The 24,588-nt window shown below is 64.5% G+C and carries 25 protein-coding genes; 7 read left to right on the top strand and 18 right to left on the bottom strand.

What is annotated here, in order from left to right; genetic code table 11:
- Positions 1–2: 2 nt before the first annotated feature.
- The 4 genes from ACSR1C_RS11345 to ACSR1C_RS11330 form a co-directional block, all read right to left on the bottom strand.
- The gene (locus ACSR1C_RS11345; RefSeq protein WP_460259361.1) at positions 3–689 is read right to left on the bottom strand and encodes a TRAP transporter small permease; all 687 of its coding nucleotides are present in this window, start codon (positions 687–689) and stop codon (positions 3–5) included.
- Between the two features lie 97 nt (positions 690–786).
- Entirely contained in the window at positions 787–1,791 is a 1,005-nt protein-coding gene (locus ACSR1C_RS11340; protein ID WP_460259362.1) for a DctP family TRAP transporter solute-binding subunit, read from the bottom strand.
- Between the two features lie 243 nt (positions 1,792–2,034).
- Positions 2,035–3,261: a sigma-54-dependent transcriptional regulator gene (locus ACSR1C_RS11335; protein ID WP_460259363.1), complete on the bottom strand. Its 1,227-nt coding sequence runs from the start codon at positions 3,259–3,261 to the stop codon at positions 2,035–2,037.
- Positions 3,258–5,054: a sensor histidine kinase gene (locus tag ACSR1C_RS11330; protein ID WP_460259364.1), complete on the bottom strand. Its 1,797-nt coding sequence runs from the start codon at positions 5,052–5,054 to the stop codon at positions 3,258–3,260. Before ACSR1C_RS11330 ends, ACSR1C_RS11335 begins: the two co-directional genes overlap by 4 nt.
- A 76-nt stretch (positions 5,055–5,130) precedes the next feature.
- Between ACSR1C_RS11330 and ACSR1C_RS11325 the strand changes: the two genes are divergently transcribed.
- Positions 5,131–6,327 (top strand): cytochrome P450, encoded by a 1,197-nt coding sequence (locus ACSR1C_RS11325; RefSeq protein WP_460259549.1) that lies wholly within the window; start codon positions 5,131–5,133, stop codon positions 6,325–6,327.
- Positions 6,324–7,115, top strand: a complete 792-nt coding sequence (locus tag ACSR1C_RS11320) for a glycosyltransferase family 25 protein (protein ID WP_460259365.1) — start codon at positions 6,324–6,326, stop codon at positions 7,113–7,115. The genes ACSR1C_RS11325 and ACSR1C_RS11320 overlap by 4 nt, the downstream gene beginning before the upstream one ends.
- On the opposite strand, the gene ACSR1C_RS11315 is transcribed toward ACSR1C_RS11320, so the two are convergent.
- Positions 7,112–7,573, bottom strand: a complete 462-nt coding sequence (locus ACSR1C_RS11315; protein ID WP_460259366.1) for an Lrp/AsnC family transcriptional regulator — start codon at positions 7,571–7,573, stop codon at positions 7,112–7,114. The genes ACSR1C_RS11320 and ACSR1C_RS11315 overlap by 4 nt on opposite strands.
- Before the next feature lie 202 nt (positions 7,574–7,775).
- Between ACSR1C_RS11315 and ACSR1C_RS11310 the strand changes: the two genes are divergently transcribed.
- On the top strand, positions 7,776–8,594 hold the full coding sequence (locus tag ACSR1C_RS11310; protein WP_460259367.1) for a ferredoxin--NADP reductase: 819 nt from the start codon (positions 7,776–7,778) through the stop codon (positions 8,592–8,594).
- Positions 8,595–8,692: 98 nt separating this feature from the next.
- On the opposite strand, the gene ACSR1C_RS11305 is transcribed toward ACSR1C_RS11310, so the two are convergent.
- Positions 8,693–9,514 carry a prephenate dehydrogenase/arogenate dehydrogenase family protein gene (locus ACSR1C_RS11305; RefSeq protein ID WP_460259368.1) on the bottom strand — a complete coding sequence of 274 codons (822 nt, stop codon included), beginning with the start codon at positions 9,512–9,514 and terminating at the stop codon, positions 8,693–8,695.
- A gap of 341 nt (positions 9,515–9,855) precedes the next feature.
- A complete protein-coding gene (locus tag ACSR1C_RS11300) occupies positions 9,856–10,545 on the bottom strand; it encodes a hypothetical protein (RefSeq protein WP_460259369.1) in 690 nt (229 codons plus the stop codon).
- Between the two features lie 216 nt (positions 10,546–10,761).
- Between ACSR1C_RS11300 and infC the strand changes: the two genes are divergently transcribed.
- Positions 10,762–11,307 (top strand): translation initiation factor IF-3, encoded by a 546-nt coding sequence (gene infC, locus ACSR1C_RS11295; protein WP_462563552.1) that lies wholly within the window; start codon positions 10,762–10,764, stop codon positions 11,305–11,307.
- A gap of 64 nt (positions 11,308–11,371) precedes the next feature.
- Here infC and ACSR1C_RS11290 read toward each other — a convergent pair whose 3' ends face one another.
- From ACSR1C_RS11290 to ACSR1C_RS11260, 7 genes are all read right to left on the bottom strand, one after another.
- A complete protein-coding gene (locus ACSR1C_RS11290; RefSeq protein ID WP_460259370.1) occupies positions 11,372–13,039 on the bottom strand; it encodes a putative transporter in 1,668 nt (555 codons plus the stop codon).
- Between the two features lie 412 nt (positions 13,040–13,451).
- Positions 13,452–14,441, bottom strand: coding sequence for an XdhC family protein (locus tag ACSR1C_RS11285; RefSeq protein WP_460259371.1), 990 nt, complete (start codon positions 14,439–14,441; stop codon positions 13,452–13,454).
- A 144-nt stretch (positions 14,442–14,585) separates the two neighbouring features.
- The gene (locus ACSR1C_RS11280) at positions 14,586–15,167 is read right to left on the bottom strand and encodes a YeeE/YedE thiosulfate transporter family protein (protein WP_460259372.1); all 582 of its coding nucleotides are present in this window, start codon (positions 15,165–15,167) and stop codon (positions 14,586–14,588) included.
- A gap of 4 nt (positions 15,168–15,171) precedes the next feature.
- A complete protein-coding gene (locus ACSR1C_RS11275) occupies positions 15,172–15,723 on the bottom strand; it encodes a YeeE/YedE thiosulfate transporter family protein (RefSeq protein WP_460259373.1) in 552 nt (183 codons plus the stop codon).
- Positions 15,724–16,084: 361 nt separating this feature from the next.
- Positions 16,085–17,293, bottom strand: a complete 1,209-nt coding sequence (locus ACSR1C_RS11270) for an ABC transporter permease (protein WP_460259374.1) — start codon at positions 17,291–17,293, stop codon at positions 16,085–16,087.
- Between the two features lies 1 nt (position 17,294).
- Positions 17,295–18,017 (bottom strand): ABC transporter ATP-binding protein, encoded by a 723-nt coding sequence (locus tag ACSR1C_RS11265; protein ID WP_460259375.1) that lies wholly within the window; start codon positions 18,015–18,017, stop codon positions 17,295–17,297.
- A gap of 1 nt (position 18,018) precedes the next feature.
- Positions 18,019–19,278, bottom strand: a complete 1,260-nt coding sequence (locus ACSR1C_RS11260) for an efflux RND transporter periplasmic adaptor subunit (RefSeq protein WP_460259376.1) — start codon at positions 19,276–19,278, stop codon at positions 18,019–18,021.
- A 202-nt stretch (positions 19,279–19,480) separates the two neighbouring features.
- Between ACSR1C_RS11260 and ACSR1C_RS11255 the strand changes: the two genes are divergently transcribed.
- The 3 genes from ACSR1C_RS11255 to ACSR1C_RS11245 all read left to right on the top strand — a co-directional run bounded on the left by ACSR1C_RS11255 (position 19,481) and on the right by ACSR1C_RS11245 (position 22,487).
- Positions 19,481–20,692, top strand: coding sequence for an acyl-CoA dehydrogenase (locus ACSR1C_RS11255; RefSeq protein WP_460259377.1), 1,212 nt, complete (start codon positions 19,481–19,483; stop codon positions 20,690–20,692).
- 59 nt (positions 20,693–20,751) lie between these two features.
- Positions 20,752–21,375, top strand: coding sequence for a LysE family translocator (locus ACSR1C_RS11250; protein ID WP_460259378.1), 624 nt, complete (start codon positions 20,752–20,754; stop codon positions 21,373–21,375).
- Between the two features lie 140 nt (positions 21,376–21,515).
- Entirely contained in the window at positions 21,516–22,487 is a 972-nt protein-coding gene (locus ACSR1C_RS11245) for a phosphoadenosine phosphosulfate reductase (protein ID WP_460259379.1), read from the top strand.
- A 3-nt stretch (positions 22,488–22,490) separates the two neighbouring features.
- Here ACSR1C_RS11245 and ureG read toward each other — a convergent pair whose 3' ends face one another.
- The 4 genes from ureG to ACSR1C_RS11225 all read right to left on the bottom strand — a co-directional run bounded on the left by ureG (position 22,491) and on the right by ACSR1C_RS11225 (position 24,549).
- Positions 22,491–23,102, bottom strand: a complete 612-nt coding sequence (gene ureG, locus ACSR1C_RS11240) for an urease accessory protein UreG (protein ID WP_460259380.1) — start codon at positions 23,100–23,102, stop codon at positions 22,491–22,493.
- Complete coding sequence (locus tag ACSR1C_RS11235; RefSeq protein WP_460259381.1) at positions 23,099–23,770, bottom strand: urease accessory protein UreF; 672 nt, start codon at positions 23,768–23,770, stop codon at positions 23,099–23,101. The genes ureG and ACSR1C_RS11235 overlap by 4 nt, the downstream gene beginning before the upstream one ends.
- Positions 23,739–24,260: an urease accessory protein UreE gene (gene ureE, locus ACSR1C_RS11230; protein WP_460259382.1), complete on the bottom strand. Its 522-nt coding sequence runs from the start codon at positions 24,258–24,260 to the stop codon at positions 23,739–23,741. Before ureE ends, ACSR1C_RS11235 begins: the two co-directional genes overlap by 32 nt.
- Before the next feature lie 73 nt (positions 24,261–24,333).
- Complete coding sequence (locus tag ACSR1C_RS11225; RefSeq protein ID WP_460259383.1) at positions 24,334–24,549, bottom strand: DUF1127 domain-containing protein; 216 nt, start codon at positions 24,547–24,549, stop codon at positions 24,334–24,336.
- Between the last annotated feature and the right edge of the window lie 39 nt (positions 24,550–24,588).

Here is a 24,588-nt window from a genome sequence, read left to right as displayed (position 1 = left end):
GATTATCCTTCGCGGTTCAGGGCTGCGACGTCTTCGACGGCGTCTTCGGCTTCGTGGCTGACGATCAGGCTGTCTTGGGTGCCGCGCAGGATGCGGATCGTGGCCTGCACCACCCGCAGCACGATCAGCGCCGTCCCGAAGGGCAGGATGGCATAAGGGAGGAAGCGCGGCAGCTTGTCATAGGCCTCGCCCTGATTGAACAACGGCTCAAGCCAGCGCAGCCAGGCCAGCATCGGGATCTGCTCGGTCTCGTACCAAGCCTGATCGCGGCTGTTGGCAAATCCGGTGGGAAACCAGCGCCCGGTGGTGGCGTCGAACCCGGCGAAGGGCGCCCAGTAATCCCACGCGCCCTTGAGCAGCAGCAGCGCATAAATCACGCAGACCAGGGCCGAGATCAGGATCATCGCCCGCCGCACCGGCGAAGATACCATGTTCAGCACCGCATCCACCCCCAGATGCGAAGTATGCTTGAACCCATAGCTGATCCCGAACAGCACCAGCCAGGCGAACAGCACCAGCGTCAGTTCCAGCCCCCAGATCAGCGAGGTGTTGAACCCGTAGCGCAGCACCACATTGACGAAGGTCACCAGCACCATCAGCCCCAGCAGCAGGGCGATGGCGGTTTCCTCCAGCCCGTCGATGAAACGGGCAAGGCCGGTCTTGTGTCTTGGATCGGTCGGGCCACTCATAACTGCTGTTCCCCTGCGGCAGGCGTGTTGGCGGATCTTACAGATCGGCCCGATGCGAAGGATGCACCGGGCCGGTCCCGTGAGTGTTGGTCTGTCGTCAGTACTGGGCGTTGATCGCTTGCGCGGCGGCGATGTTGTCGGCGCCCACATCGGCCTCGAACTCGTCCCAGACCGGCTTCATCGCCGCGACCCAGGCGGCCCGCTGCTCGGGCGTCAGCTGACGCACAACGCCGCCGGCGTCGATGATCGCCTGCTTGGCCTCTTCGTTGACCTTGAAGGATTCGGAGTTCCGGGTCTGGGTCACCTCATCCATGATGGTGGCCAGTTGGTCGCGCACCGGCGCGTCCAGGCTGTCCCACCAATCGACCGAGGTCACGACCAGATAATCCAGCACGCCATGGTTGGTTTCGGTGGTGCCGTCCTGCACCTCGAAGAATTTCTGGCCATAGATGTTGGACCAGGTGTTTTCCTGCCCGTCGACAACGCCGGTCTGCAACGCGCCGTACACTTCGGAAAACGCCATCGGCTGCGGCGAGGCGCCCAGCGCCTTCATCTGCGCCACCAGCACGTCCGAGGTCTGCACCCGGAATTTCAGACCCTTGGCATCGGTCGGTTCCAGCAGCGGCTTGTTGGCCGAAAACTGCTTCATGCCGTTATGCCAGAAATCCAGCCCCAGCAGCCCGCGACGCGCCATCGATTCCTTCATCGCCTGCCCCGTGTCCGAGGCCTGGAATGCATCAACGGCGTCGATATTCTTGAACATGAAGGGTAGATCGAAAATCCGGAACTGCTTGGTGAACGCCTCGAATTTCGACAAGGACGGCGCGGCCATCTGCACGTCGCCCTGCAGCATCGCCTCGAGCACCTGATCGTCGTTATAGAGCGTGGAGTTCGGGTAGACCTCCATGCAGGCGGTGCCGTTCATTTCCGTGTTCACGCGCTCTTGCAGCAGCGACGCTGCGATCCCCTTGGGGTGCCGGTCGGTGTTGGTGACATGGCTGAACTTGATGACGATTTCGCCCTCGTCGCATTGCGCCAGCGACGCCCCGGCAGAAAACGACAGCGCGACGGCGGCAGCCGCAGCAGCGGTTACGAATTTCATAAGGTATCCTCCCAGATATCCTGTTTGTGTCAGGCCGCGCCCATTCGGGGGGCGCCTGCCCATAGCAAAGCGAAGCGGCGGTTTTCGCTCAAGCAAAACGTCTGGAATTCGGGATTGCACATTTTTTTAGATATATATCAAAATGTTAGGCGAAAACCCTTTATGACAAATCCGCCCCCCGCCACCAGGCCTGGCGAAAATCCGCACAGCGCCAATCGACACATGTGCGGAAATCCGCACATATCAGCCGCGATAGGCTTCGGGGCGAATCTCGTGCCGGGTCAGCTTGTCATAGAAGGTCTTGCGCGGCAGTTTCAGCGCGCGCGCGGCCTCGGTCGCATTGCCGCCGGCGCGGCGCAGCGCCTCGATCAGCAACGAGCGTTCGACCCGTGCCAGTTGCTCGGCCAGGCCGGCGGCCTCGGTCTGTTCGACCTCGTGCAGCCCCATCGCGAACCGCATCGCCGCGTTCATCAGCGACCGCGCATTGCCGGGCCAGTCCTGCGCCATCAGCCGGGCAATCACGTCCTGGGTGATCTCGGGTTGCGGCAGGGCGGCCTGTTCGCAGGCGATCGCCACGTAATGGCGAAACAGCACGGGGATATCCTCGGGCCGTTCGCGCAGCGCCGGGATCCGCACCCGCATCACATCAAGCTTGTAGAACAGATCGGGGTTGAACCGGCCCTCGGCCACCTCGGCATCGATATCACGGTAGGTGCCCGCGATGACGCGCAGGCCCGCGCTGGCGTCCAGCAATTCCAGCAATGCGAATTGCGCGGCCGGGGGCAGCGCGGCCAGCTCGTCCAGAAAGATGGTGCCGCCCTCGGCCTGTGCGAAGGCATCGCTCAGCGCCTCGGGCGTGGCCGCCGCCGCGGCAAGCTTTTGAAACGGCCGCATCGCCGCTGCCGACAGCAGGTGGATGATCTCGGCCACCTTGGCGGTGCCGGTGCCGGGCGCGCCGGTGATCAGCACCTCGGCCGAGGCCCGCGCCACGGTGCGCACCCGCGCGCGCAATTCATCGGCCTGGGCGGAATGGCCGAACAGCATCCGCGCCGCCGCATCGCCGGTTTCAAGCTGGCGCTTCAGGCGGCGGTTCTCCAGCACCAGCGCGCGGGTCTTCAGCGCCTTTTCCACTACGGTCAGCAGATCGCCGGGCGCGCAGGGCTTTTCCAGAAAGTCGAACGCCCCCGCCGACATGCCGCGCACCGCCATCGGGATATCGCCCTCGCCGGTCAGCAGGATCACCGGCAGATCGGGGTCGGCGGACTGGGCATAGTCCAGCAGCGCGAAGCCATCCTTGCCCGGCATACGAATGTCCGACACCACCACCCCGTCGAAGCCGGGGCCGATATGATCCTTGGCCGCGACATAGCTGCCCGCCAGAACCGGGACCAGCCCGGCCAGCTCCAGCGTCTGGCCCAATGCCTCGCGCACGGCCATGTCATCGTCGATCAACAGCACCTTGCGGGTCATGCGGCCTGCTCCAGCCCGGCGGCGGTCAGTTCCACGGTGAAGAGCGCGCCGCCATCCGGATGGTTGCGGCCCCGGATCGCACCGCCGAAACTTTGCACCAGACCGTAGGAAATCGACAGGCCCAGCCCCATGCCTTCGGACTGGCCGACCTCTTTGGTGGAATAGAACGGATCGAAAATCTTTTCCGGCTCGGCGATGCCCGGCCCGGTATCGCGCAGCGACAGGCGCACCAGCCCGCCGTCGCGCGCCAGCCCGATGTCCAGCCGTTTGTCGGGCGCCCCCGCCATCGCGTCCAGCGCGTTCGAAACAAGGTTCAGAACCACCTGCTGCAACCGCACCTCGCCGCCGCGCACCAGCACCGGCGCGGCTGGCTGAACCCAGTTCAGCGCAACCCCCAGACCGCGGATCCGCGCCTCGCTCATTTCCAGCACAGTCTCGACCACGGCGGCCAGGTCGACATCGGTCATCGGCTCGCTTTCCTGCCGGGCAAAGGCGCGCAGGTTGCGGATGATCCGCCCCATCCGGCGCGACAGGTCCGAAATCCGGGCCAGATTCTGCGCCGCGCGGTCAGGCGCGCCGCGTTCCAGATACAGCGTGGCGTTTTCCGCGAACGACCGGATCGCCATCAGCGGCTGGTTCAACTCATGGCTCAGCCCCGCCGACATCTTGCCCAGCGCCGACAGCTTGCCGGCCTGCACCAGTTCCTGCTGCGCGCGTTTCAGCGCGGCCTCGGCCTCCTGCCGCTCGGCCACTTCGCGCCGCAGTGCGCGATTGGCCTGCGACAGCTCGGCGGTGCGGGCGGCGACGCGGCTTTCCAGATCGGCCTTGGCCCGTTCTTCCAGCGTCAGGCGCAGCGCCAGCGCCCGGCGCCGCAGCATCAGCAACAGCAACGTCCCGCCGAAGATCAGCGCCAGCGCCGCCGCGACCGCAGCCTGAAGCGCGGCGATCCGTTCGGCCGGGGCCACATCCAGCAACAGCTCGCCGGTCATCGCGATCACCGGCAGCGGTCGGGTCAGGTGCAGCGCCCGTGCCGGCAGATAGGGGCCGCCGTCGATGCGCCAGATCTGGTGCCCGCCCTGGATGCGCTCTGTCACCTCGGGCAAGGGCGCGATCATGCCAGGCCCATAGCCGAACCGCCGCATCGCCACCGGATCGAACCCGCCCGGCGCGCGCGCCCGGAACAGCAGCTCGGATCGGTTGGCGATAAAGATTACCCCCAGCGCATCGGTGAAATAGATCGCCTCGGGGTCGCCCGCCCAGGCCCCTTCGAGCGCGGGCAGGTTCACATCCACCGACACCACGCCCAGCGGCTGGGCCGCATCGGTAAAAACCGGCGCGGCGAATGTGTAAACCCGCCCGGCCCCGTCCCCGACCCGTTCATGATGCGCCCCCAGCGCGCCCTGCATCGCACGGGTAAATCCCGGTTGCGCCGCCAGGCTGGCCGGCGCGTCACCCTGCACCGAACTGGCCACCACCTGCCCGTCCCCGCTGGCCAGATGGATGCGCAGGGTCCCGGTCTTGTCGGCGGTTTTCAGCAACAGCGCCTGCGCCGTACCGGCCGGGACCTCGCCCTGCAGCACCGCTGCCAGCGTCGGGTGATCGGCCAGCAGCACGGCCAGTTCGCGATATTGCTGCAACTGACTGACCAGCCGGTCCGAGGCCAGCGACAGATCGGCCCTGCCCCGGTCAGCCAGCTGATCCAGTGCCGAGGAATAGGCAAACCACCAGACCCCGCCGGTAAATCCGGCGGCCAGGATCAGGAAAAGCGCCGCGGCAAGGGCCAGCCGGGTCATTGCAACCTCCGTTGGGCGGGGGCCACTCTAGAAAGCGTGACTTGCATTGGCCAGCCCCTTCGGCACCATGGTCGGCATGGACCGACTCTCGCAATCGCCGACCGATCCGGGTTTTGTGCAAGATCCCTACCCGTTCTACGACCGCGCACGCGCGCACGGGCCGCTGATCTGGTGGAACGACTACGACATGCCCGCGGCGATGTCCCATGTCGCCGTGAACGCGCTGTTGCGCGACCGCCGGTTCGGACGCGAGGTGCCCGCCGAGTTGGCCCCCGCGACCCCGGCCCATCTGGCGCCGTTCTATGCGGTAGAGGCGCATTCGATGCTGGAGCTGGAACCGCCACGCCACACCCGCCTGCGCAATCTGGTGCTGCGCGCCTTCACCCCGCGCCGGATCGCAGCCCTGGCGCCCGAGATCGAGGCGTTAAGCCACGCGCTGATCGACGACTTCCCGAACGGCGATTTCGACCTGCTGATCGCCTATGCGCAGAAGCTGCCGGTCGTCGTGATCGCCCGCCTGCTGGGCGTCCCCGAAGAAATGGCCCCTGACCTGCTGCGCTGGTCCAACGCGATGGTGGCGATGTATCAGGCCGGGCGCACCCGCATGGCCGAGGACCGCGCCGTTACCGCAACCCAGGACTTCGTGGCGTTCATGCGCACCTACGTCGCGGCGCGGCGCACCCGGCCCGCAGATGACCTGATCACCCACCTGATCGCCGCCGAGGACGCAGGTGAGCGGTTGACCGCCGACGAGTTGATAACCACCTGCATCCTGCTGCTGAACGCCGGGCACGAGGCCACGGTTCACACCATCGGCAACGGGGTAAAGGCGTTGCTGGATCATGGCATGGCCGCCGATGCGCTGACCCCGGACCGCGCCGAAGCCACGGTCGAGGAAATCCTGCGCTTCGATCCGCCGCTGCATATGTTCACCCGCTATGCTTACGAAGAGATTGATATTTTCGGCCACCGCTTCAGGCGTGGCGACCGGGTGGCCCTGATGCTGGCCGCGGCGAACCGCGATCCGGCGGTGTTCGCCGATCCGGGTCGGTTCGACCCGGCGCGCCCGGCCCGGCCCAATGCCAGCTTCGGCGCGGGGCTGCATTTCTGCGTCGGCGCGCCGCTGGCCCGGCTTGAGCTGCAAATCGCCCTGCCCGCCCTGTTTGCGCGGTGCCCGGCCTTGCGATTTGCGGACAGGGCTTTATATCGGCCCACTTACCATTTTCGCGCGCTGGAAGAACTGACCATGACCCGGGTAACCCAAGATAAATGACCAGTCCCTCACTTTCCCCCTGGCCGATCATCATACTAACGCTTCCCGGCGACGATGCCCGCCGTCAGCCCCTGCTGGACCGGCTGGATGCCGAAGGTCTGCCCTATGAGCTGTTCTTCGGCGTCGACGGGCGGCGCGGCCTTCCCGAACAATACCGCGATCAGGTCAGCGACGAGCCGCACTGGGTCATCGATCGCAGCCTGACCGATGGCGAATACGCCTGTGCCCTGTCGCATCAGGCGGTCTATCGCCATATCGTCGAGAACGACCTGCCCGGCGCGGTCATTCTGGAAGATGACGCGCTGCTGACCGATCATTTCAGACACTTCATGGCCAATCAGATCTATCGCAAGGCCGAGTTCATCATGCTCGATCACGGCAAGGCCCGGGTCATGAACCGGCCGCCCAAAAAGCTGATGCCGGGCGTAGTTGGGATGCAGTTGGCGCTGCCGGCGCTTTATGCGACCGGCTATAGTCTCAGCAGCCGGGCGGCACGGTTCATGCGCAAAAACGCCTTCCCGATCCGGCTGCCCGCCGACTGGTGGCCCTGCGACATTACCCGCATAGGCGCGCTGGCGGCGATGCCGCGTATTGTCAACCACCTGCCCGATGGCAATCCGCTGTCACATCTGGACGAGGCCCGTCAGATAACCGAGCAGGCCAGACCGTTGACCGAGCACTCTAGACGCAAACGCAGACGCGTCCGGTATCGCTATCGCAATTACTGGCGCCGCGCCTGGCGCAAACGGTGCAGCCATATGCTGGATTACGGCCCCGAAGGCCCCTAGACCGGCAGGACCGTCGTCGCCTTGATCTCTTCCATCGACAACAGCGCGGTGACGTTGTGAATCTTCACCTCGGCGATCAGCGCCTGATAGAACATGTCGTAAGCCCGCGCATTGGCCACCCGCACCTTCAGGATATAATCGATATCACCGGCCAGGCGGTGCGCCTCCATCACTTCGGGGCGGGCGTGCAGCGCCTCCAGGAACCTTTGCTGCCAGACCGCATCGTGTTCGGCGGTGCGGATCAGCACGAAGAAACAGGCCTCCAGCCCCAGCGACTCGGGGTCGACCAGCATGGTCTGGCCGGTGATGACCCCAGCATCGCGCATCTTGCGGATCCGGTTCCAGACCGGGGTTTTCGATGAGCCCACAGTCTTTGCGATGTCGTCCAGCGATTGCCCGGCGTCGCGCTGCAACTCGGCCAGGATTTTACGGTCGATCTTGTCCAATGCTGCCGCCATACATATCCTCCGGGGACAGTTTCCCCCCAAACATCCATTTCACGCCGGATAGCAGAAAATAATTCCGCGATCCACTCCCGCGCCACCGCGCCGGGGATTACCGGGGCAAAACGGCGCATCCCAAGGCGCGATCGGGGGTTTTCGCAGCCGCCATGGGCCATTAGAAACAAACGGACGGGTCGCCGCACCCGGCCCCGCAAAGATGACGGACGGAACCAGAGTGACCGAAACCCCCGCGCCCAAACCCGCCACCCTTCCCGACGCGCAAACCGTGACCTCTGTCCATCACTGGACGGAGCGGCTGTTTTCGTTCCGCGTCACCCGGCCGCGCAGCTTGCGGTTCCGGTCGGGCGAGTTCGTCATGATCGGCCTGCCCGGCGAAAACGGCCGCCCGGTGATGCGCGCCTATTCCATCGCCTCGCCCAACTGGGACGAAGAGCTCGAATTCTACTCGATCAAGGTGCCCGACGGCCCGCTGACCAGCCGCCTGCAGCATATCCGGCCCGGCGATCAGATCATCCTGCGCCCCAAACCCGTCGGCACCCTGGTGCTGGACGCGCTGCTGCCCGGCAAGCGGCTGTGGTTCTTCGCCACCGGCACCGGCATCGCCCCCTTCGCCAGCCTGATGCGCGACCCCGAGACCTATGAGCGCTACGACGAGGTCATCATGATGCACACCTGCCGCGAACAGGCCGAGCTGGCCTATGGCCGCGCGCTGGTCGAGAGCCTGCCCGACGATCCGCTGATCGGCGAGGTCGTGGCCGGCAAGCTGCGCTATTACCCCACGACAACCCGCGAGCCCGGGCCGTTCATGGGCCGGGTCACCGACAACCTGCGCTCGGGCAAGGTGTTCGCCGATCTGGGCGTGCCGCCGATCACGCCCGAAACCGACCGCGGCATGGTCTGCGGATCGTTGCAGTTCAACCTGGACATCAAGGACATCCTGGAAGGCTTCGGCCTGCGCGAGGGCGCCAATTCAGACCCCGGCGAATATGTCGTCGAAAAAGCATTCGTGGGCTGAACGAGCGTTCAGTTTCGACGTGACGCACTGAAAAGCGTGAACAGCGCAAGCGGTGTTGGTCGGATATGCGGACTCTTCTGCCCTTGGACGCTTCTCCATCAATGTCCGGTCTCGTTTTGTGGCGGTGTCCTCAATGCTGTTTCCAGCTCGACATTCAAACTTGCGGCCAAATCAAAAAACCGTCGTCGCACGGTCTCGGCGTAGGGATTGGCCTTCTCAATCGCTTCGAATACTTCTGGCGCATCATGCTGAACCATGGAAATCGCCTCAGAAAGAAAGTCAAAGCTCTTCGTTGTCATGCGCGTTGGCAGCGGTCCCATTCTCAGTAGTACTTTGGCGATGAGGTGCGTGAGCCCTTGGACAACTGCAGCCTCTTGGTCGTGATCTTCTGGTGTCGTCATGATGACGGTCAGTCCCAAAGCCTTGCGTAAAAAAGCAGCCAGCATCACATGCCGTCTTCCCTGAATGGGACAGACCGCAATTTTTAGACGCTCAATACCTTTCGTGGCACTCTGAGGCCCGAACAAGGGGTGAGACGCTACGATGTCTACATGGCTCGGTAGCAGCCGCCGCATGATTTCCGAGGGAACTACTTTGACTGAGCCAACATCGACAATCAGCGCGCCAGGTTTACAAGCAACCGCGATCTCGCTGACAACCTGCTCAAATGAGGACACTGGTGCCGCAATGAGGATCACATCGGCCTGCGATACTGATTGCAATGATGTCAGACGCACCCCGAGTTGCTTTGCGACCTTGGCAACGTCCAGGGACGGATCGTATGCAGTAATTTCAAAGTGCTGACCAAGATGAAGGGCTGCAAGTTGTCCGAACGCACCAAACCCCACGATGCCTAGCGACGTGTTTTGACTTCTGCTGTTGTTGTTCATTTTTCGACCTTTGAATTTGCCGCCCGGCACAAGGTCGATTGAATGTTGACCGCTGTCAGGGGCAGCGGAAAACCAATGATGAATTACCCGCAGCTATGGAAGCTGAGAATAATAGTCCTGCGATACGAAGAACGATTTCACCATGACGTCAGCGATAAGGCACTCATGAGCACAGAGTCAACGATATTGCTGCCTAGCGGCCATTGGCTGCGGCGCAGCATTCAACAAAATGGGCTCGAAGCGGTCATACGCCCAAACCGCCCCCTCTCGCCCTCGATCACACCCACACGCTTTGCAGCCTGCCCGAAAAGAAACGCCGCGCAAGAGACATCCCCGCGCGGCGCCGTTGTTTCAAAACCGTGCAGGTCGGATCAGAGGCCCAGCGCCTGCTGGACCTGACCGATCACGCTTTCGACAAGCGCGGGGTTGCTCGCGGCCTGTTCGACGGCGCTGGTCAGCACTTGCTTGCGCAGCGGCGACAGATCCGACTGCTCGATCATCCCGATGACCTGTGCAGAATCGAACCCTTCGGGGGTCAGCAGGGTCTCGGCCGACGGGGTCGCCTCGGCCGGGGTGCTTTCCATCGTGGTGGTCGCCGCATCCTCGACCGTATCGGTGGCCGGGGCGGGGGTGATGTCGTCGGTCGCATCGGGGGTGGTTTCGACTGCGGTATCCGCAGCGTCGCTTGCAGCCCCGGTGGTCGTATCCGCAGCATCGGTGACCCCGTCCGCCATGTCGGCGCTCGATTCGGGCGTGCCGCTCACGGCCTCTTCCATGGTTTCCACCGCGTCTTCCACGGCCTCGCCCACAGCTTCGGCTGCATCGTTCATGGCGTCGCCGGCGGCCTCGACCGCGTCCTCGACGGCTGCGCCGGTGGCCTCTGCGGCCTCACCGACGGCGTCTGCCGCGTCGTCCAGCGGCGCGGGCGTTTCCACGGCGTCGCCTTCGGGGATGACAACCTCGGTCGCGGGTTCGGGACTGTCCTTTTGGCCTTGATACCAGATAAACCCGCCGATCCCGACCGCGGCCAGAACAGCAACTGTAATAACGGTGTTTCTCATCGCACTTTCCCTTCCGGATATTAGCCGATGCTATATGACGGCAGATCCTAGCGACAGAAAGGGGAATGGAAACGAAATTCGCACCGCTACGGCGGAACACCGCGCATCGCTCTTTGTGCCCCGACCGGCTCGCCGCGTGTAAAACGTGGTTGAAAGACGCGGCCGCGGGGACTATTTTCCGCTCCATCCTATTTCAACGACTTAAGGAACAACGCTATAGCCCGCAGACCTCACAATGCGCCCCCGCAGCGCGACACCGGCCCCCGTGTAAATGACCGCATCCGGGCCCCTGAAATCCGACTGATCGGCGCCGATGGCGAAAATGTCGGCGTTGTCACGCCGGCGCGCGGGATGGAACTGGCCGCACAGGCCGGGTTGGACCTTGTGGAAATTTCACCCAACGCGGTTCCCCCGGTCGTGAAGATCATGGATTTCGGCAAGTTCAAATATGAACAGCAAAAGCGGGAATCCGAGGCCCGGAAAAAACAGAAGATCATCGAAATCAAGGAGGTCAAGTTCCGCCCGAACACCGACACCCATGATTACGAAGTGAAGATGCGCAATGTGTTCAAGTTTTTGGAAAACGGCGACAAGGTGAAGGTCACCCTGCGCTTTCGCGGCCGCGAAATGGCGCACCAGAACCTGGGCCGCGAATTGCTGGAACGGGTCGCCGCAGACACCAAAGAGGTCGGCAAGATCGAGAACTTTCCCAAGATGGAAGGCCGCCAGATGATCATGCTGATCGGGCCGCTGCCGAAATAAGCGCCCCTCCCGGCGTCACGACCCCAAACCCCCGCATCGGCGGGGGTTTTTGTTTGCCCGCCCGCTACATCAGCAACAGCACCAGCAATTGCGGCGCCAGGATGCGCATACACATCACCAACGGATAGACCGAGGCATAGGCGATCGAGGCCGCCTGCGCCGGGTTCATCGCCACCGCAAAGGCCAGCGCGGGCGGATCGGTCATCGAGCCGGCCAGCACGCCCGACAGGCTGAGATAGTTGAACTTGCCCAGCAGCCGGGCCGCAAAGCCGACAATGAGCAGCGGGATCAGCGTGATCGCGATGCCGTAAGCGATCCAGGTCAGCCCGTCACCAAAGATCAGCGTCTCCAGGAACCGGTCGCCGGCACGAATGCCCACCACCGCCAGAAACAGCACGATCCCCAACTCGCGCAGGGCATGGTTGGCCACCGGCGGCATGAACCAGACGAAGGGGCCGAAATGCCCCAGTCGCCCCAACAGGATCGCCACCACCAGCGGCCCGCCCGCCAGGCCCAGTTTCAGCGGTGCCGGCAGGCCGGGGATCAGGATCGGCAGGCTGCCCAGAATCACGCCCAGCGCGATACCCACGAACACCGCCGCGAATTGCAGTTGCTCCAGCCGCCCCTTCTGATCGCCCAGCACGCATTTCACCGCGTCGATTTCTTCGCTTTCGCCGACCACGGTGACGATGTCGCCGAATTGCAGCGTGCTGTCGGCCTGGGCCGGCAGCTCGACCCCGGCGCGGTAGATGCGCGAGATGGTGACGCCGTGGCTTTCTTCCAGCGCGAGCGAGCGCAGCCGGTGTCCAAGCACCTTGGTATCGGTCACCACCAGCCGCGCCCAGGTCAGGCGGGTGCCCTTGGTGGTCAGCGCGGCGTCGGTCTCTTCGCCCAGAATGATCCGCATGGCGCGCAGCTTGTCGCTGCTGCCGACAAGATGCAGCACATCACCGGTATGGACCACGGTGGCGCGGGTCGGCACGATCAGTTCGGTGCCCTTTTTCATGCGCGATGCAACGACGCCCGCGTCGAACAGATCGGGCACCTCGGACAGGGTCAGCCCGTTCAGGTTCGGGTTCTTGACCACCACATTCAGCGAGGGCAGCGCACTGTCGCCGGCGCGGCGCTCTTTTTCATAGGCGGCGGCTTCGTCCTCGATGCTGATCCCCAGCACGAACCGGACCAGCAACATGGTAAGCAGGATCCCCAGAATGCCGAACGGATAGGCCACCGCATAGCCCAGACTGGGCAGTGCCATCGTTTCCGGCCCGGCGCCAAGATCGGCCAGAACCTGCGTGGCCGCCCCCAACCCGGGCGTGTTGGTCACAGCGCCCGACATCAGGCCCACCAGCACCGGCACCGGCACATCGAACAGAAAGAAGATCCCGACCGTCACCGCCACACCCAGCAGCACGATCGAGGCGGCAGCGATATTCAGCCGCAGCCCGGTTTTCTGAAGACTGGCGAAAAAGCCGGGCCCGACCTGCACCCCGATCGTGTAGACGAACAGGATCAGGCCGAATTCCCGCACAAACTCAAGCACATGCGCGTCATATTCCAGCCCCATCGCGGACGAGACATGGCCAACCGCAATGCCCGAGAACAGGACCCCGCCGATGCCCAGGCCGACGCCCTTGACCTCTACCTTGCCCAGCAGCAGCCCCAGCGCGCCGGCGACCGCCAGGGCGACCACACTAAGCGCGATATCCGACAAGTTCAGGAACGAAGTCATAAAGGGTGCCCCACCATAAAAAAAGGGTATCGGGTGCGGCGCAAAATGCCGCTTACGCCCAGCGTGAAAACCGCGCCGCACCCCGTCAAGCGGCGGGATGCGCTTTGCCCCGATCCGCGCCGTATGTTGCAGATGCAGCATGATTTATGTCAGGCATCCCGGAAAATCATGCCCCGGTTGCGTATTTACTGTGCACTCCCGTGCTGCAAAAGGTGCTCAGGCGGCGGTCACGGCCCAGCCCGCCGCGCGGAAACTGCACCAACGGGGTCCGGCCCTCGACCTCGCCCAAAACCGGGCGCCGTTCACCGTCATGCTCACCTTGGCCATTGTCGTCCCCTCTTGGAATCGCGCACCCGAATACATCACGGCCGCGCAGGGGGGGTAAGAACCGTTGGCCTTGCACCCTGCCGCGCTAACCCTGCCGCAGCCGCTGGGTAAGGTCCGCCATGATCGAAATCGCGATCTCGGCCGGGGATTTCGCGCCAATGGCCAGCCCCACCGGCGCATGGATGCGGGCGATCTGATTGTCGGAAAAGCCCTGCTGCGTCAACCGCGCCGCCCGCTTGGCATGGGTCCGGGTCGAGCCCAGACAGCCCAGATAGAACACGTCCGAGCGCAGCGCCGCGATAATCGCCGGATCGTCGATCTTGGGGTCATGGCTCAGCGTCACAACGGCGGTGCGGGGGTCAAGCCCAAGGCCCGGCAAGACGTCGTCGGGAAAGTCCTCGATAATGCATTCGCCGGGAAAACGGGCCTCGGTCGCGAAGGCCGGGCGCGGGTCGATCAGCGTGGCATCATAGCCCGCCAGCCGCGCCATCTGCAGCAGCGGCTGGGCGATATGCACCGCGCCGATCACCACCAGGCGCAGCGGCGGGTTGTGGATCGCGACGAAGGTCGCGCCGTCGAACCCCGACTTGTCCGACCGGAACCGCGCGGCGATGGCATCACCCAGCGCCGGGTCACCCGCATCGGTCAGCCGCCGGTCCCAGGTTTCAGTATCCACCAGGCAGGCCACCGGCGCGCGGGTGGCACGCCGCGCGACCAGATCGGCCAGCAGCGCCTCGGACAGATCGGCGCCGCCAATCGGTTCGACCAGCACCCGGATCGTGCCGCCGCAGGCCAGCCCGACCGCGAAGGCCGACTCGTCACTGACGCCGTAGGTCAGGATGCGGGCGCCGCCCTGCGCCAATGCCTCCTGCGCCTCGATCACCACCGCGCCCTCGACACAGCCGCCCGAAACCGAGCCCGCAATCCGCCCTGTGCCGGATATTGCAAGCTGGCTGCCCACCGGGCGCGGCGCGCTGCCCCAGGTTCCGATCACCGTGGCCAGCGCGGCCCCCTCGCCCGCGCGGTGCCAGGCCAGGGCGGTTTCAGGGATCTGATCGAATGCGGCGCAGGTCATGAGGCTCCTTTCTGCCGCCGCAATATGTCGCCCGCCCGCGCAGCTTTCCAGCGAAATAAAAGCGCCACAGGCGCGGGGGGCCTGCGGCGCTTCCGGCAGCCGGGCGCATGGAAGAAGACAACGCCCGGTCACAACAACAAGGGTTTATTCGGCGGGCGCGCCTTCAGCACCCTGCCCCGCCAGACGGTCGGGCAGGCCGAAGGCAATGGCGATAAGGCCAAGCCCCAGCACGATCCCCACCACGTCACCGGGCAGCACCGGGAACAGCGCGTCATATTTCGACCCCGGCACCTGGCCCAGCGTCAGCGCCGACCCCGACAACAGGCCCGCCGCCTTCCACATCGGATAGCTTGCCATATAGGCCGCGGCCCCCAGCAACCCGCCCGCGACAAAGAACAGCGCATCGCGGCGGCCCGCGGCGGCGGCGCAAACCCCGGTACCGGGGCAGAACCCCGACGCGGCCCAGCCCAGCCCCAGCAGCAGCCCGCCGATGAACACGCCCACATAGGCGGTCTTGACCGACATGTGGCCGACATCGACCAGCCCCAGCATCTGCCCGCCGAACATCAGCACCGACCCGGTGCCGATCGCCAGCAGAATGGTTTTCATCAGGTGCAGGTTGGTCAGGTTCAGCATCCGGCCAATGACGCCCGGATTGGTGGCGCCGACCCGGTCCAGCACCGCGCCGAAGGCGGCCCCGATGACGATTGCAAGAATGAGTTCCATCAGATCAGCCCTCCGTGCGGAACATGAGCATGGCAGTGGGGATCGCGGCGGCAAAGGCGCCCGCGGCAAAGATATAGCCCGACAGGGCGGTCTGCATCATCCCTGACATCATGTGGCCCGAGGTGCAGCCGCCCGCCAGCCGCGCGCCGTAGAGCACGATAAACCCGCCCAGAAACGCCACCGCGTAGCGCTTGATCGGGCTGTCGCCGAAATTGGCGCGCCACAGCGCGGGTGCGGTCCGCTCGGAGACTGAGACGCCCTTGCGCAGATAGGACGACACCCCCGCGCCCAGCATCATCGCCAGCACGAAGACGAAGGAATAGTTCAGCGGGTTGGCCACCGATTTCGCGTATTTGCCGCCCGATTTCGCCAGATAGGCATTGGTCGAGGTATAGCCGTCGTCGGTCTGGGTCACGACATCCGGGCTGACCGCGTCCCACACGATGCCGTCCAGAATGACGAATTGCGTGGACACGCCGATCGGCTTGACCAGCAGCACCGCCAGAAAGAACACCAGGCCCAGCGCGACCCCGCCGGTTTTCCATGAAAATGTCATTGGTTCTCCTCCCGCATACATTCCTATTCGTGAATGTAGATGCCATCCCGGGCGCGGCACCTTGATTCAGATCAAGGCCCGGACATGTTAAAGGCGCTGCGGGAGGGAGGGCCCGCAGCGCCTTGGTTTTCGCCGGATCATAGGGAGGGAGGCCCCGGATACCGACATCTGCGTTGGGAAACGACGCAGCAGAAACCGGATCGCAACCACCTGGGAAACATAGGCTCTACGGACTGCGATCCATGTTATGATATTGCGCGTCGAACCGACCCCGATCCTTGATCCAGATCAAACTTATTCAATTCCCTGAATTAAATTGCGCGGCATCGGCGAAATCCCGCTAACCAGTTGAAAAGGCGGGTTACTGATAGCGCAGCGCCTCGATTGGATCCATCCGCGCGGCGCGGCGGGCGGGGAAATAGCCGAAGACGACCCCGACCCCGGCGGAAAACAGAAACGCCATCAGCACGACCGACAGTTCCGGCGCGAAAGGAATCGACATCATCCGCGCGCCCACCGCCGCCAGCGCCAGCCCCAACAGGATTCCCAGCGCGCCGCCCAGCAGCGACAGCACGATCGCCTCGACCAGGAACTGCATCATCACCTGCCCCGACTGCGCCCCCACGGCCAGACGGATGCCGATCTCGCGGGTGCGCTCGGTCACGGACACCAACATGATGTTCATGATCCCGATCCCGCCCACCAGCAGGCTGACCGCCGCCACGGATGACAAAAGCCCGGCCAGCACCGTGTTGATCCCGGTCAGCATCGTGGCAAGCTGCGCCATGTCCATGACGCTGAAGTCATCCTCTTCGCCCGGCGAGATGCGCCGTATGTCGCGCAACAGGGTCTCGATATCGGAAATCGCCCGATCCGTCGAAACCCCGTCGCGCACCGCCATATAGATCAACGAGACGTCGTTATTGCCCGATACCCGCCGCTGAAAGGTGCGGATCGGCATCATGATGATATCGTCCTGATCGGTCCCGAACGACGACGCGCCCTTGGCCTCCAGCACGCCGATGACGGTGCAGGAGATGTTCTTGAGCCGGATCGTTTCATCGACCGCGCTGAAATTGCCGAACAATTCGCGCCGAACGGTTTCGCCGATCAGGCAGACCGCCTTGCCGGTGCGCAGCTCGACCGGCTCGAAGCGGCGGCCGGACCTCACCACCCAGTCCTGAATGTCCAGCAGCTCGGACGTGGTGCCGGTGATTGTGGTGTTGTAGACCTCGCCGCCATACACCGCCGTCATCTGCGACGAGGCCGACGGCGCGGCGGTTTCGATCGTGGTCAGCTGATTGCGGATCGTGTCCACGTCCTTCAACTCGAACCGCTTGGCGACGGTGGTGCCGCCGCCGCCCATCCGGGCCTGACCGGGGCGCAGCATCAGCACGTTGGTGCCCAGCTTTTCGACATCCGCCGTCACCTGCCTGGACGAGCCCTGCCCGACCGTCACCATCGCGATCACCGCCGCAACGCCGATCACCACCCCCAGCACGGTCAGGAACGACCGCATCGTGTTGCGAAAGATCGCCTGCACCGCCAGCCTTATGGTTGCCCAAAGCATGTCAGTCCCCTTTCCGCGCGGCGCCCGGCCCGTCGGTTTCGATCTGGCCATCGACGAACCAGATCAGACGCTTGGCATATTCGGCCATGTCCTCTTCGTGGGTGACCATGACAATGGTAATCCCCTCGCTGCGGTTCAGCTCGGACAACAGCTCCATGATTTCCTGCGAGCGTTTGGTGTCGAGGTTGCCGGTCGGTTCATCCGCCAGCAGAACGTCAGGCCGGCCCGCCAGCGCCCGCGCGATCGCCACCCGCTGCTGCTGCCCCCCCGACAGTTCCGACGGGTCGTGATGCCAGCGGTCTTCCAGCCCGACCTTGGCCAGCGCCTCGCGCGCCATCGCCTCGCGCTCGTCGCGTGGCAGGCCCTTGTAGATCAGCGGCAGTTCGACATTTTCCAGCGCCGTGGTGCGCGCCAGCAGGTTGTAGCCCTGAAACACGAAGCCCAGATAATGGCGGCGCAGCAACGCGCGCTGGTCCTGATCCAGATTGCCAACCTCGACCCCCTCGAACAGGTACTGGCCCGCGGTGGGCGTATCCAGACAGCCGATCACGTTCATCGCGGTGGATTTGCCCGATCCGCTGGGCCCCATGATCGCGACGAATTCGCCGGAATGAATGGTCAGATCAACCCCGCGCAGGGCGCGCACCTCGGCCTCGCCCGTGCCGTAGACCTTGGTGATGCCGCGCAGCTCAATCTGGGGCGTGGCCTGTTGTGGTGCGGCCATGTTACTTCGCCTCGGTCTGGTCGGTGATCACCAGATCGCCCTCGGCCAGATCGCCGCCCACAATCGCGGTGTAGCTGCCATCGCTCAGGCCGACCTGAACCTCAACCTTCTGTGCCTGCCCATCCTTCAGCACCCAGACCGTCTTGCCCGCATTCACGCCGTTGCCACCGGACCGGCTGCCCGGACGGCTGGGCATGATCAACCCGACAAGCCCGCTGCTCGAGGCGCTGTCGTCCTTCTCGACCACCTGCGGCGGGGCGAAGCGCAGCGCCGTATTGGGCACCAACAGCGCGTCCGCCACGTCGGTCACGGTGATGTCGGCAGTGGCGGTCATGCCGGGGCGCAGCCGCAGATCGGTATTGTCGATCATCAGGATCGCCTTGTAGGTCACAACCCCGTCCACCGTTTCCGAGGCATAGCGCACCTCGGTGATCTGGGCCGGGAACACCTCGTTGTCATAGGCCTCGACGGTGAATTCGGCCATGTTGCCCACGGCGACCATGCCGATATCGGCCTCGTCCACATCGACCTGCAATTCCATGCTGGCCAGATCCTCGGCGATGGTGAACAGGATCGGCGCCGACAGCGACGAGGCCACGATCTGACCCGGATCGGCATCCAGATCCAGGATCGTGCCCTTGATCGGCGACTGGATTACCGCCTTGGCCAGATCGGCGTGGATCAGATCCAGGTTGGCCTGGGCCAGCGCCCGGTCGGCATCGGCGATCTGCAACGCCGCGACCGAACGCTCATAGGCCGCCCGCGTCGCCACGAAGGTCAGATGCGGGGTGATGCCGCGCGCCTCCAGTTGTTCGGACGAGATGAAGTTGTCATAGGCTTCCTGAAACGAGACCTGCGCCTGTTCGACCCGCGCTTCGGCGGCGACCAGATTGGCCCTTTGCACCTCGGCCTGGGCCTCCAGCTTGGTGGTGTCGAGCTGGGCCAGAACCTGCCCGACCTCGACCGTGTCGTTGAAATCCACATCGACCTCGGCCAGCGTGCCCGATAACTCGGACGAGATTTCGACCAGATTGGTGGGCTCCACCGTGCCGGTGGCCGATACCGTGACCGACAGATCGCTGCGCTGCACCGCCTCGGTCTGATAGCTGACGCCGCCCGCCTGATCGCCCCGCAGCACAAAGAACCACACCGCCAGCGCCGCGACGGCCAGCACGGCCACCGCCTTGGCCCAGCCCGGAACCTTGCGCCGATGCTTGCCAACCTGCAGTGTCTTCTGAATGCTGTCCTGACGTTCGCTCATGCCTTGCCTGCCTTCATCTTTGCGGTCCCATCGGTATGATACGGACCGGCCCAGGTTTTCCGTTGTACAGGGCGCGATTTTTACCACCTTGATCACGATTAAGCGCGAAACGCAAAGCCCCGCGCGCAGCAGTGACCGGCGCGATTGCCCCGCCCGGCGCATTCGCTTAAGCCTTGCACGGACACCAGACAGGAGAACAGCCATGCCCGCCCTCAAGCCCAAAGACGCCCCCGGACTTTCGCGTTTCACCTGGGAGGATGCGCTGCGGCTGGAGGATCAGCTGAGTGTCGAGGAGCGGATGCTGCGCGACAGCGCCCACGCCTTTGCCCAGGACCGGCTGCAGCCGCGCGTCATCGCCGCCTACCGCGAGGAACGCGCCGAGCCGGAGATTTTCGCCGAAATGGGCGATGCCGGCCTGCTGGGCGCGACATTGCCCGAGGAATACGGCGGGCTGGGCGCGTCTTACGTCACCTACGGCCTGATCGCGCGCGAGGTGGAGCGGGTGGATTCGGGCTATCGGTCGATGATGTCGGTGCAGTCGTCGCTGGTGATCTATCCGATCTATGCCTATGGCAGCGAAGAGCAGCGTCGCAAATACCTGCCCGGCCTCGCCTCGGGCGCGCTGATCGGATGTTTCGGCCTGACCGAACCCGACGCGGGCAGTGATCCCGGCAGCCTGACGACCCGGGCCGAAAAGACCGCGACCGGCTATCGCCTGACCGGCGCCAAGATGTGGATTTCCAACGCCCCCTTCGCCGATGTCTTCGTGGTCTGGGCCAAGTCCGACGCGCATGGTGGCAAGATAAAGGGTTTCGTGCTGGAAAAGGGCATGAAGGGTCTGTCGGCACCGAAGATCAAGGGCAAGCTCAGCCTGCGCGCCTCGGTCACCGGCGAGATCGTGATGGACGGGGTCGAGGTCGGCGAGGACGCGCTTTTGCCCAATGTCGAGGGGCTGAAGGGCCCGTTCGGCTGTCTGAACCGGGCGCGCTACGGTATCGCCTGGGGGGCGTTGGGTGCGGCGGAATTCTGCTGGCACGCGGCGCGGCAATACGGGCTCGACCGCACCCAGTTCGGCCGGCCGCTGGCGCAGACCCAGCTGTTCCAGAAGAAGCTGGCCGATATGCAGACCGAGATCAGCCTTGGCCTTCAGGCCGCGCTGCAGGTCGGACGGATGATGGATCTGGCCCGCGCCGCCCCCGAGATGGTCAGCCTGATCAAGCGCAACAATTGCGGCAAGGCGCTGGAAATCGCCCGCATGGCGCGCGATATGCATGGCGGCAACGGCATTTCCGAAGAATTTCAGGTCATGCGCCATATGGCAAACCTGGAAACCGTGAATACATACGAGGGCACCCATGATGTGCATGCCCTGATTCTGGGCCGCGCGCAGACCGGGTTGCAGGCGTTTTTCTAATCCGCGCTCATCCGCAAAAAGGGCCGCCCGCCCGGTGAGCGCCAGACAGGAGCAAACCGATGCCTTTCGACCTTTGGCTGGCCTTTGTCGCCGCGTCCTGCGTGTTGCTGATCATCCCCGGCCCCACGATCCTGTTGGTGATGTCCTATGCCCTGACCCAGGGGCGCCGGGTGGCGGTCAGCATGGCGCTTGGCGTCGCACTTGGGGATTTCATCGCCATGTCGGCCTCGCTGGCCGGGCTGGGGGCGCTGGTGCTGACCTCTGCCACCGTGTTCACGGTGCTGAAATGGGTGGGTGCGGCCTATCTGGTCTATCTCGGGGTCAAGCTGCTGCGCAGCCGCCCGACGCTGTCGCTGGAGGATCTGACGCCCGAGGAAAAACCGGCCCGCACGATCTTTGGCCATGCGGCGGCGGTGACGGCGCTGAACCCGAAATCCATCGCCTTCTTTATCGCCTTCGTGCCGCAATTCATCCGCCCGGATGCCGCAATCATGCCGCAATTCGCCACGCTGATCGCCACATTTGTCACTTTGGCCGCACTGAATGCGCTGATTTATGCGTTTCTGGCAGATCGGTTGCGCACCCGAATCCGGCGGCCTTCGGTGCTGAAATGGATGAATCGCGCAGGCGGCGGGGCGCTTGTCGGCATGGGCGCACTAACGGCCACGATGAGCCGATCCTGAGCCGTTCTACGCCAGGTTGAGGGTCCGCAAAAATGCCCCGCCCCCCGCCAATTTCCGCCCCAATGTTCGGTCAGAAAAGCCACATCACACAACGAACACGTCCCGCCCGCCTTGGTATGGCCGGGCAAGGACGGGACCGCATGAGGCACCCAATGCAGCTCGACCCGCGCCCAGACGACATGAGCGAACGCGCCTGGTTTCCGCATCTAAGCACCGTGGGCAACGACCGCGGCGAATTCGAGCGCCTGGGCCGCTCGCACGCGGCGCTGTTCGTCAATGAAACGCCCACCCTGCTGGTCAGCTTCGAAACCGCCGACAGCCTGGGCGACGCACCCGACAGTATGCCGAAGGCCTTTGATCTGGCCGAGGATGCAGGCTGGTCGATGCTGACCCTGCTGACCGACAGCGAAAACTGGTTCCGCGATCCCGCCGTTTATGGCTATTTCGATCAGCTGGTCGACAATGGGTTCTTCGAGGAATTCGACCGTGTGGTGTTCTATGGCGCGGGCATGTGCGGCTATGCGGCGGCGGCGTTTTCGGTGGCCGCGCCCGGCGCCACGGTGATCGCGCTGTGCCCGCAGGCCACGCTGGATCCGCGCGTGACCGAATGGGATCCGCGCTTTCGCGCGCATCGGCGGCTGTCGTTCACCGACCGCTATGGCTATGCCCCCGACATGCTCGAAGCCGCCAATCACGCCTTCATCCTGTACGATCCCGATGTGTCGCTGGATTCGATCCATGCCGCGCTGTTCACCCGTCCCAACGTCTCCAAGCTGCGCTGCCGCTGGCTGAACGGCACGGTCGAGGCCGATCTGATGAACATGGGCGTACTGCCCGAAATGATCGACGCCGCCTGCGAGGGCAAACTGACCGAGTCGGTGTTTCACCGGCTGTTTCGCGCACGCCGTGCGCACAAACCCTATCTGCGGCGGCTGCTGGAAACGCTCGACAGTGAACAGCGCCCCTATCTGACCGCGCTTCTGTGCCACAGCGTCAGCAGCCGGATGCGCGCACCGCTGTTTCGCAAGCGCCTGAAACAGGCCGCCGAAACCCTGGCCGCGACCGATGCCACCGCCCCCCCCTGGCTGGACGAGGTTCTGGCCGGCGAATAAGCGTCAAAGCCCGCCTTGCTCTTCGATGAAGGCGACGATGCGGTCCACGCCCTGGCCCGTTTTCAACGCCGCCATCACGAAAGGCCGCGCGCCCCGCGCCGCGCGCGCATCGCTTTCCAGCAGCGCCGTGTCGACGCCAACATAGGGCGCCAGATCGGTCTTGTTGACGATCAGCAGATCCGAGCGGGTGATCCCCGGCCCCTTCTTGCGCGGAATGTCCTGCCCGGCCGCCGTATCGATCACATAAAGCGTCAGATCGGCCAGTTCCGGGCTGAACGTCGCGGCCAGATTGTCGCCGCCGCTTTCGATCAGGATCAGATCCAGATCGGGGATGCGGTCGCGGAAATCGGCCACCGCCGCCAGGTTGATGCTGGCATCCTCGCGGATCGCGGTATGCGGGCAGCCGCCGGTTTCGACCCCCCTGATCCGGTCCAGCGGCAACACCTGCGCGCGCATCAGATATTCGGCATCCTCGGCAGTGTAGATGTCGTTGGTGATAACGGCGACGGAATATTTCTGCGCCAGCACCCGGCACAGCTGTTCGGTCAGCGTGGTCTTGCCCGCGCCGACCGGGCCGCCGATCCCGATGCGCAAAGGGCCGTTGGGGCTGGTCATGTCTTAAAAATCCTCACATCCAGGGTCTCGTGCCGCATCGCCGCCAGATCGGCGCCAAGGGCGGCACTGCCCAAATCCTCTAATCCGGCCCTGGCGGCGCGAACCGCAATGGCGGCGACCGTGCCGTGCAGGTTTGATAGGATGCGCTGGCCGTCTGTCTGGCCCAAGGGGATGAACCGCACCCCGGCCGAGATCAGGTTGGACGCAAACCCGTGCAGGTAAAGCGCCGCCACCTGATCGGCGCCCAGCGACAGCCGCCGCGCCGCCACCCCGACCGCCACCGGCAGCGGCATCGGCGGCAGGTCGCCGCCATAAAGCCCGTTCACCGTGGCGACGAAGGCGCGGCCCTGGGCCTCGGCCTCTTCCAGCCGCTCGCGCGAGGGGGCCAGCGCGCGGGCGATATCGGCCAGATCGCCGCCCGCCAGCGCCAGACACAAAAGCGTGGCATCGACCGCGCCCGCCCCCTCCTCCAGCACCACGCGCAGCCAGGCCTCCAGCCCGGCGGAATCCGTCACCTCGCCCGCCGCGATCGCCTGTTCCAGCCCGTGCGAATAGGCGAAGCCCCCCACCGGAAAGGCGGGCGACAGCCATTGGGTCAGGGTCAGCAGATCGGCGGTCGCCGGTTCCCTATATGTGTCAGCCGTGGTGATGATGGGACCCGTGCGCATGGTCATGATCGTGGGATTGCTCGTGTTCCGCCGGGCCGTGGGCATGGCCCATCGTGCGCCCGTGGCCATAGGCGCCACCCTCGGGGGTAAAGGGGGCCGTCACCGCTGTGACCATGGCCCCCAGCCGCGCCAGCATGTCGGCCAGCACATGGTCGCGCTGGATCAGCAGGCGGTTTTCCTCGATCTGACAGGGGGTGTGGCGGTTGCCGATATGCCAGGCCAGCCGGGTCAGGCCGGGGCCCGTGATCTGCAACAGCGCCTCTTCGGCGGCGGCGACCGCGATCAGGCGGCCATCTTTCAGCCGGAACGCATCGCCCGCATCCAGACTGGCGGTTTCGGGCAGATCGACCCGGAACACCATGCCGGTTTCGCCGGTCAGCCGCTTGCGGCGCAAAAACCGATCCTCATAGCTGAGCGTCACCGTATCTGCCGCGCCGGACCAGTGCCCGCACCGGGCGATTTCATACGCACAAGGGAGATCCGCCGCCATTCTGCCGCTCCGTCAAACCGGGATTTGCGGATCAGCATAGGCGGCGGCGCAGCCCGGGAAAAGCCGAAACCGTTCAGATATACAGACGGTCGCGGAAGATGTGGCGCACGACATCTTCGCGGCTTACACCACGGGCGGCGAGATCTTCGTCACTGGTGTTGTTCAGCTCTTCGATCTGACGCATGCGCGGATTGTTTTCCATCATGCGGACGATCGCACGTCCGAAACCGGAAAAGACCGAAGTGAAAGAAAAGGCGGGAACGCCGTGGTTGAGTGCGGTTTGTGCCATCCGGAAACTCCTGGGGTACAGTTGTTTCCTCCCTTACCT

The organism is Actibacterium sp. D185-2, from assembly GCF_054954595.1.
This window is presented reverse-complemented; position numbering and strand designations above follow the sequence as displayed.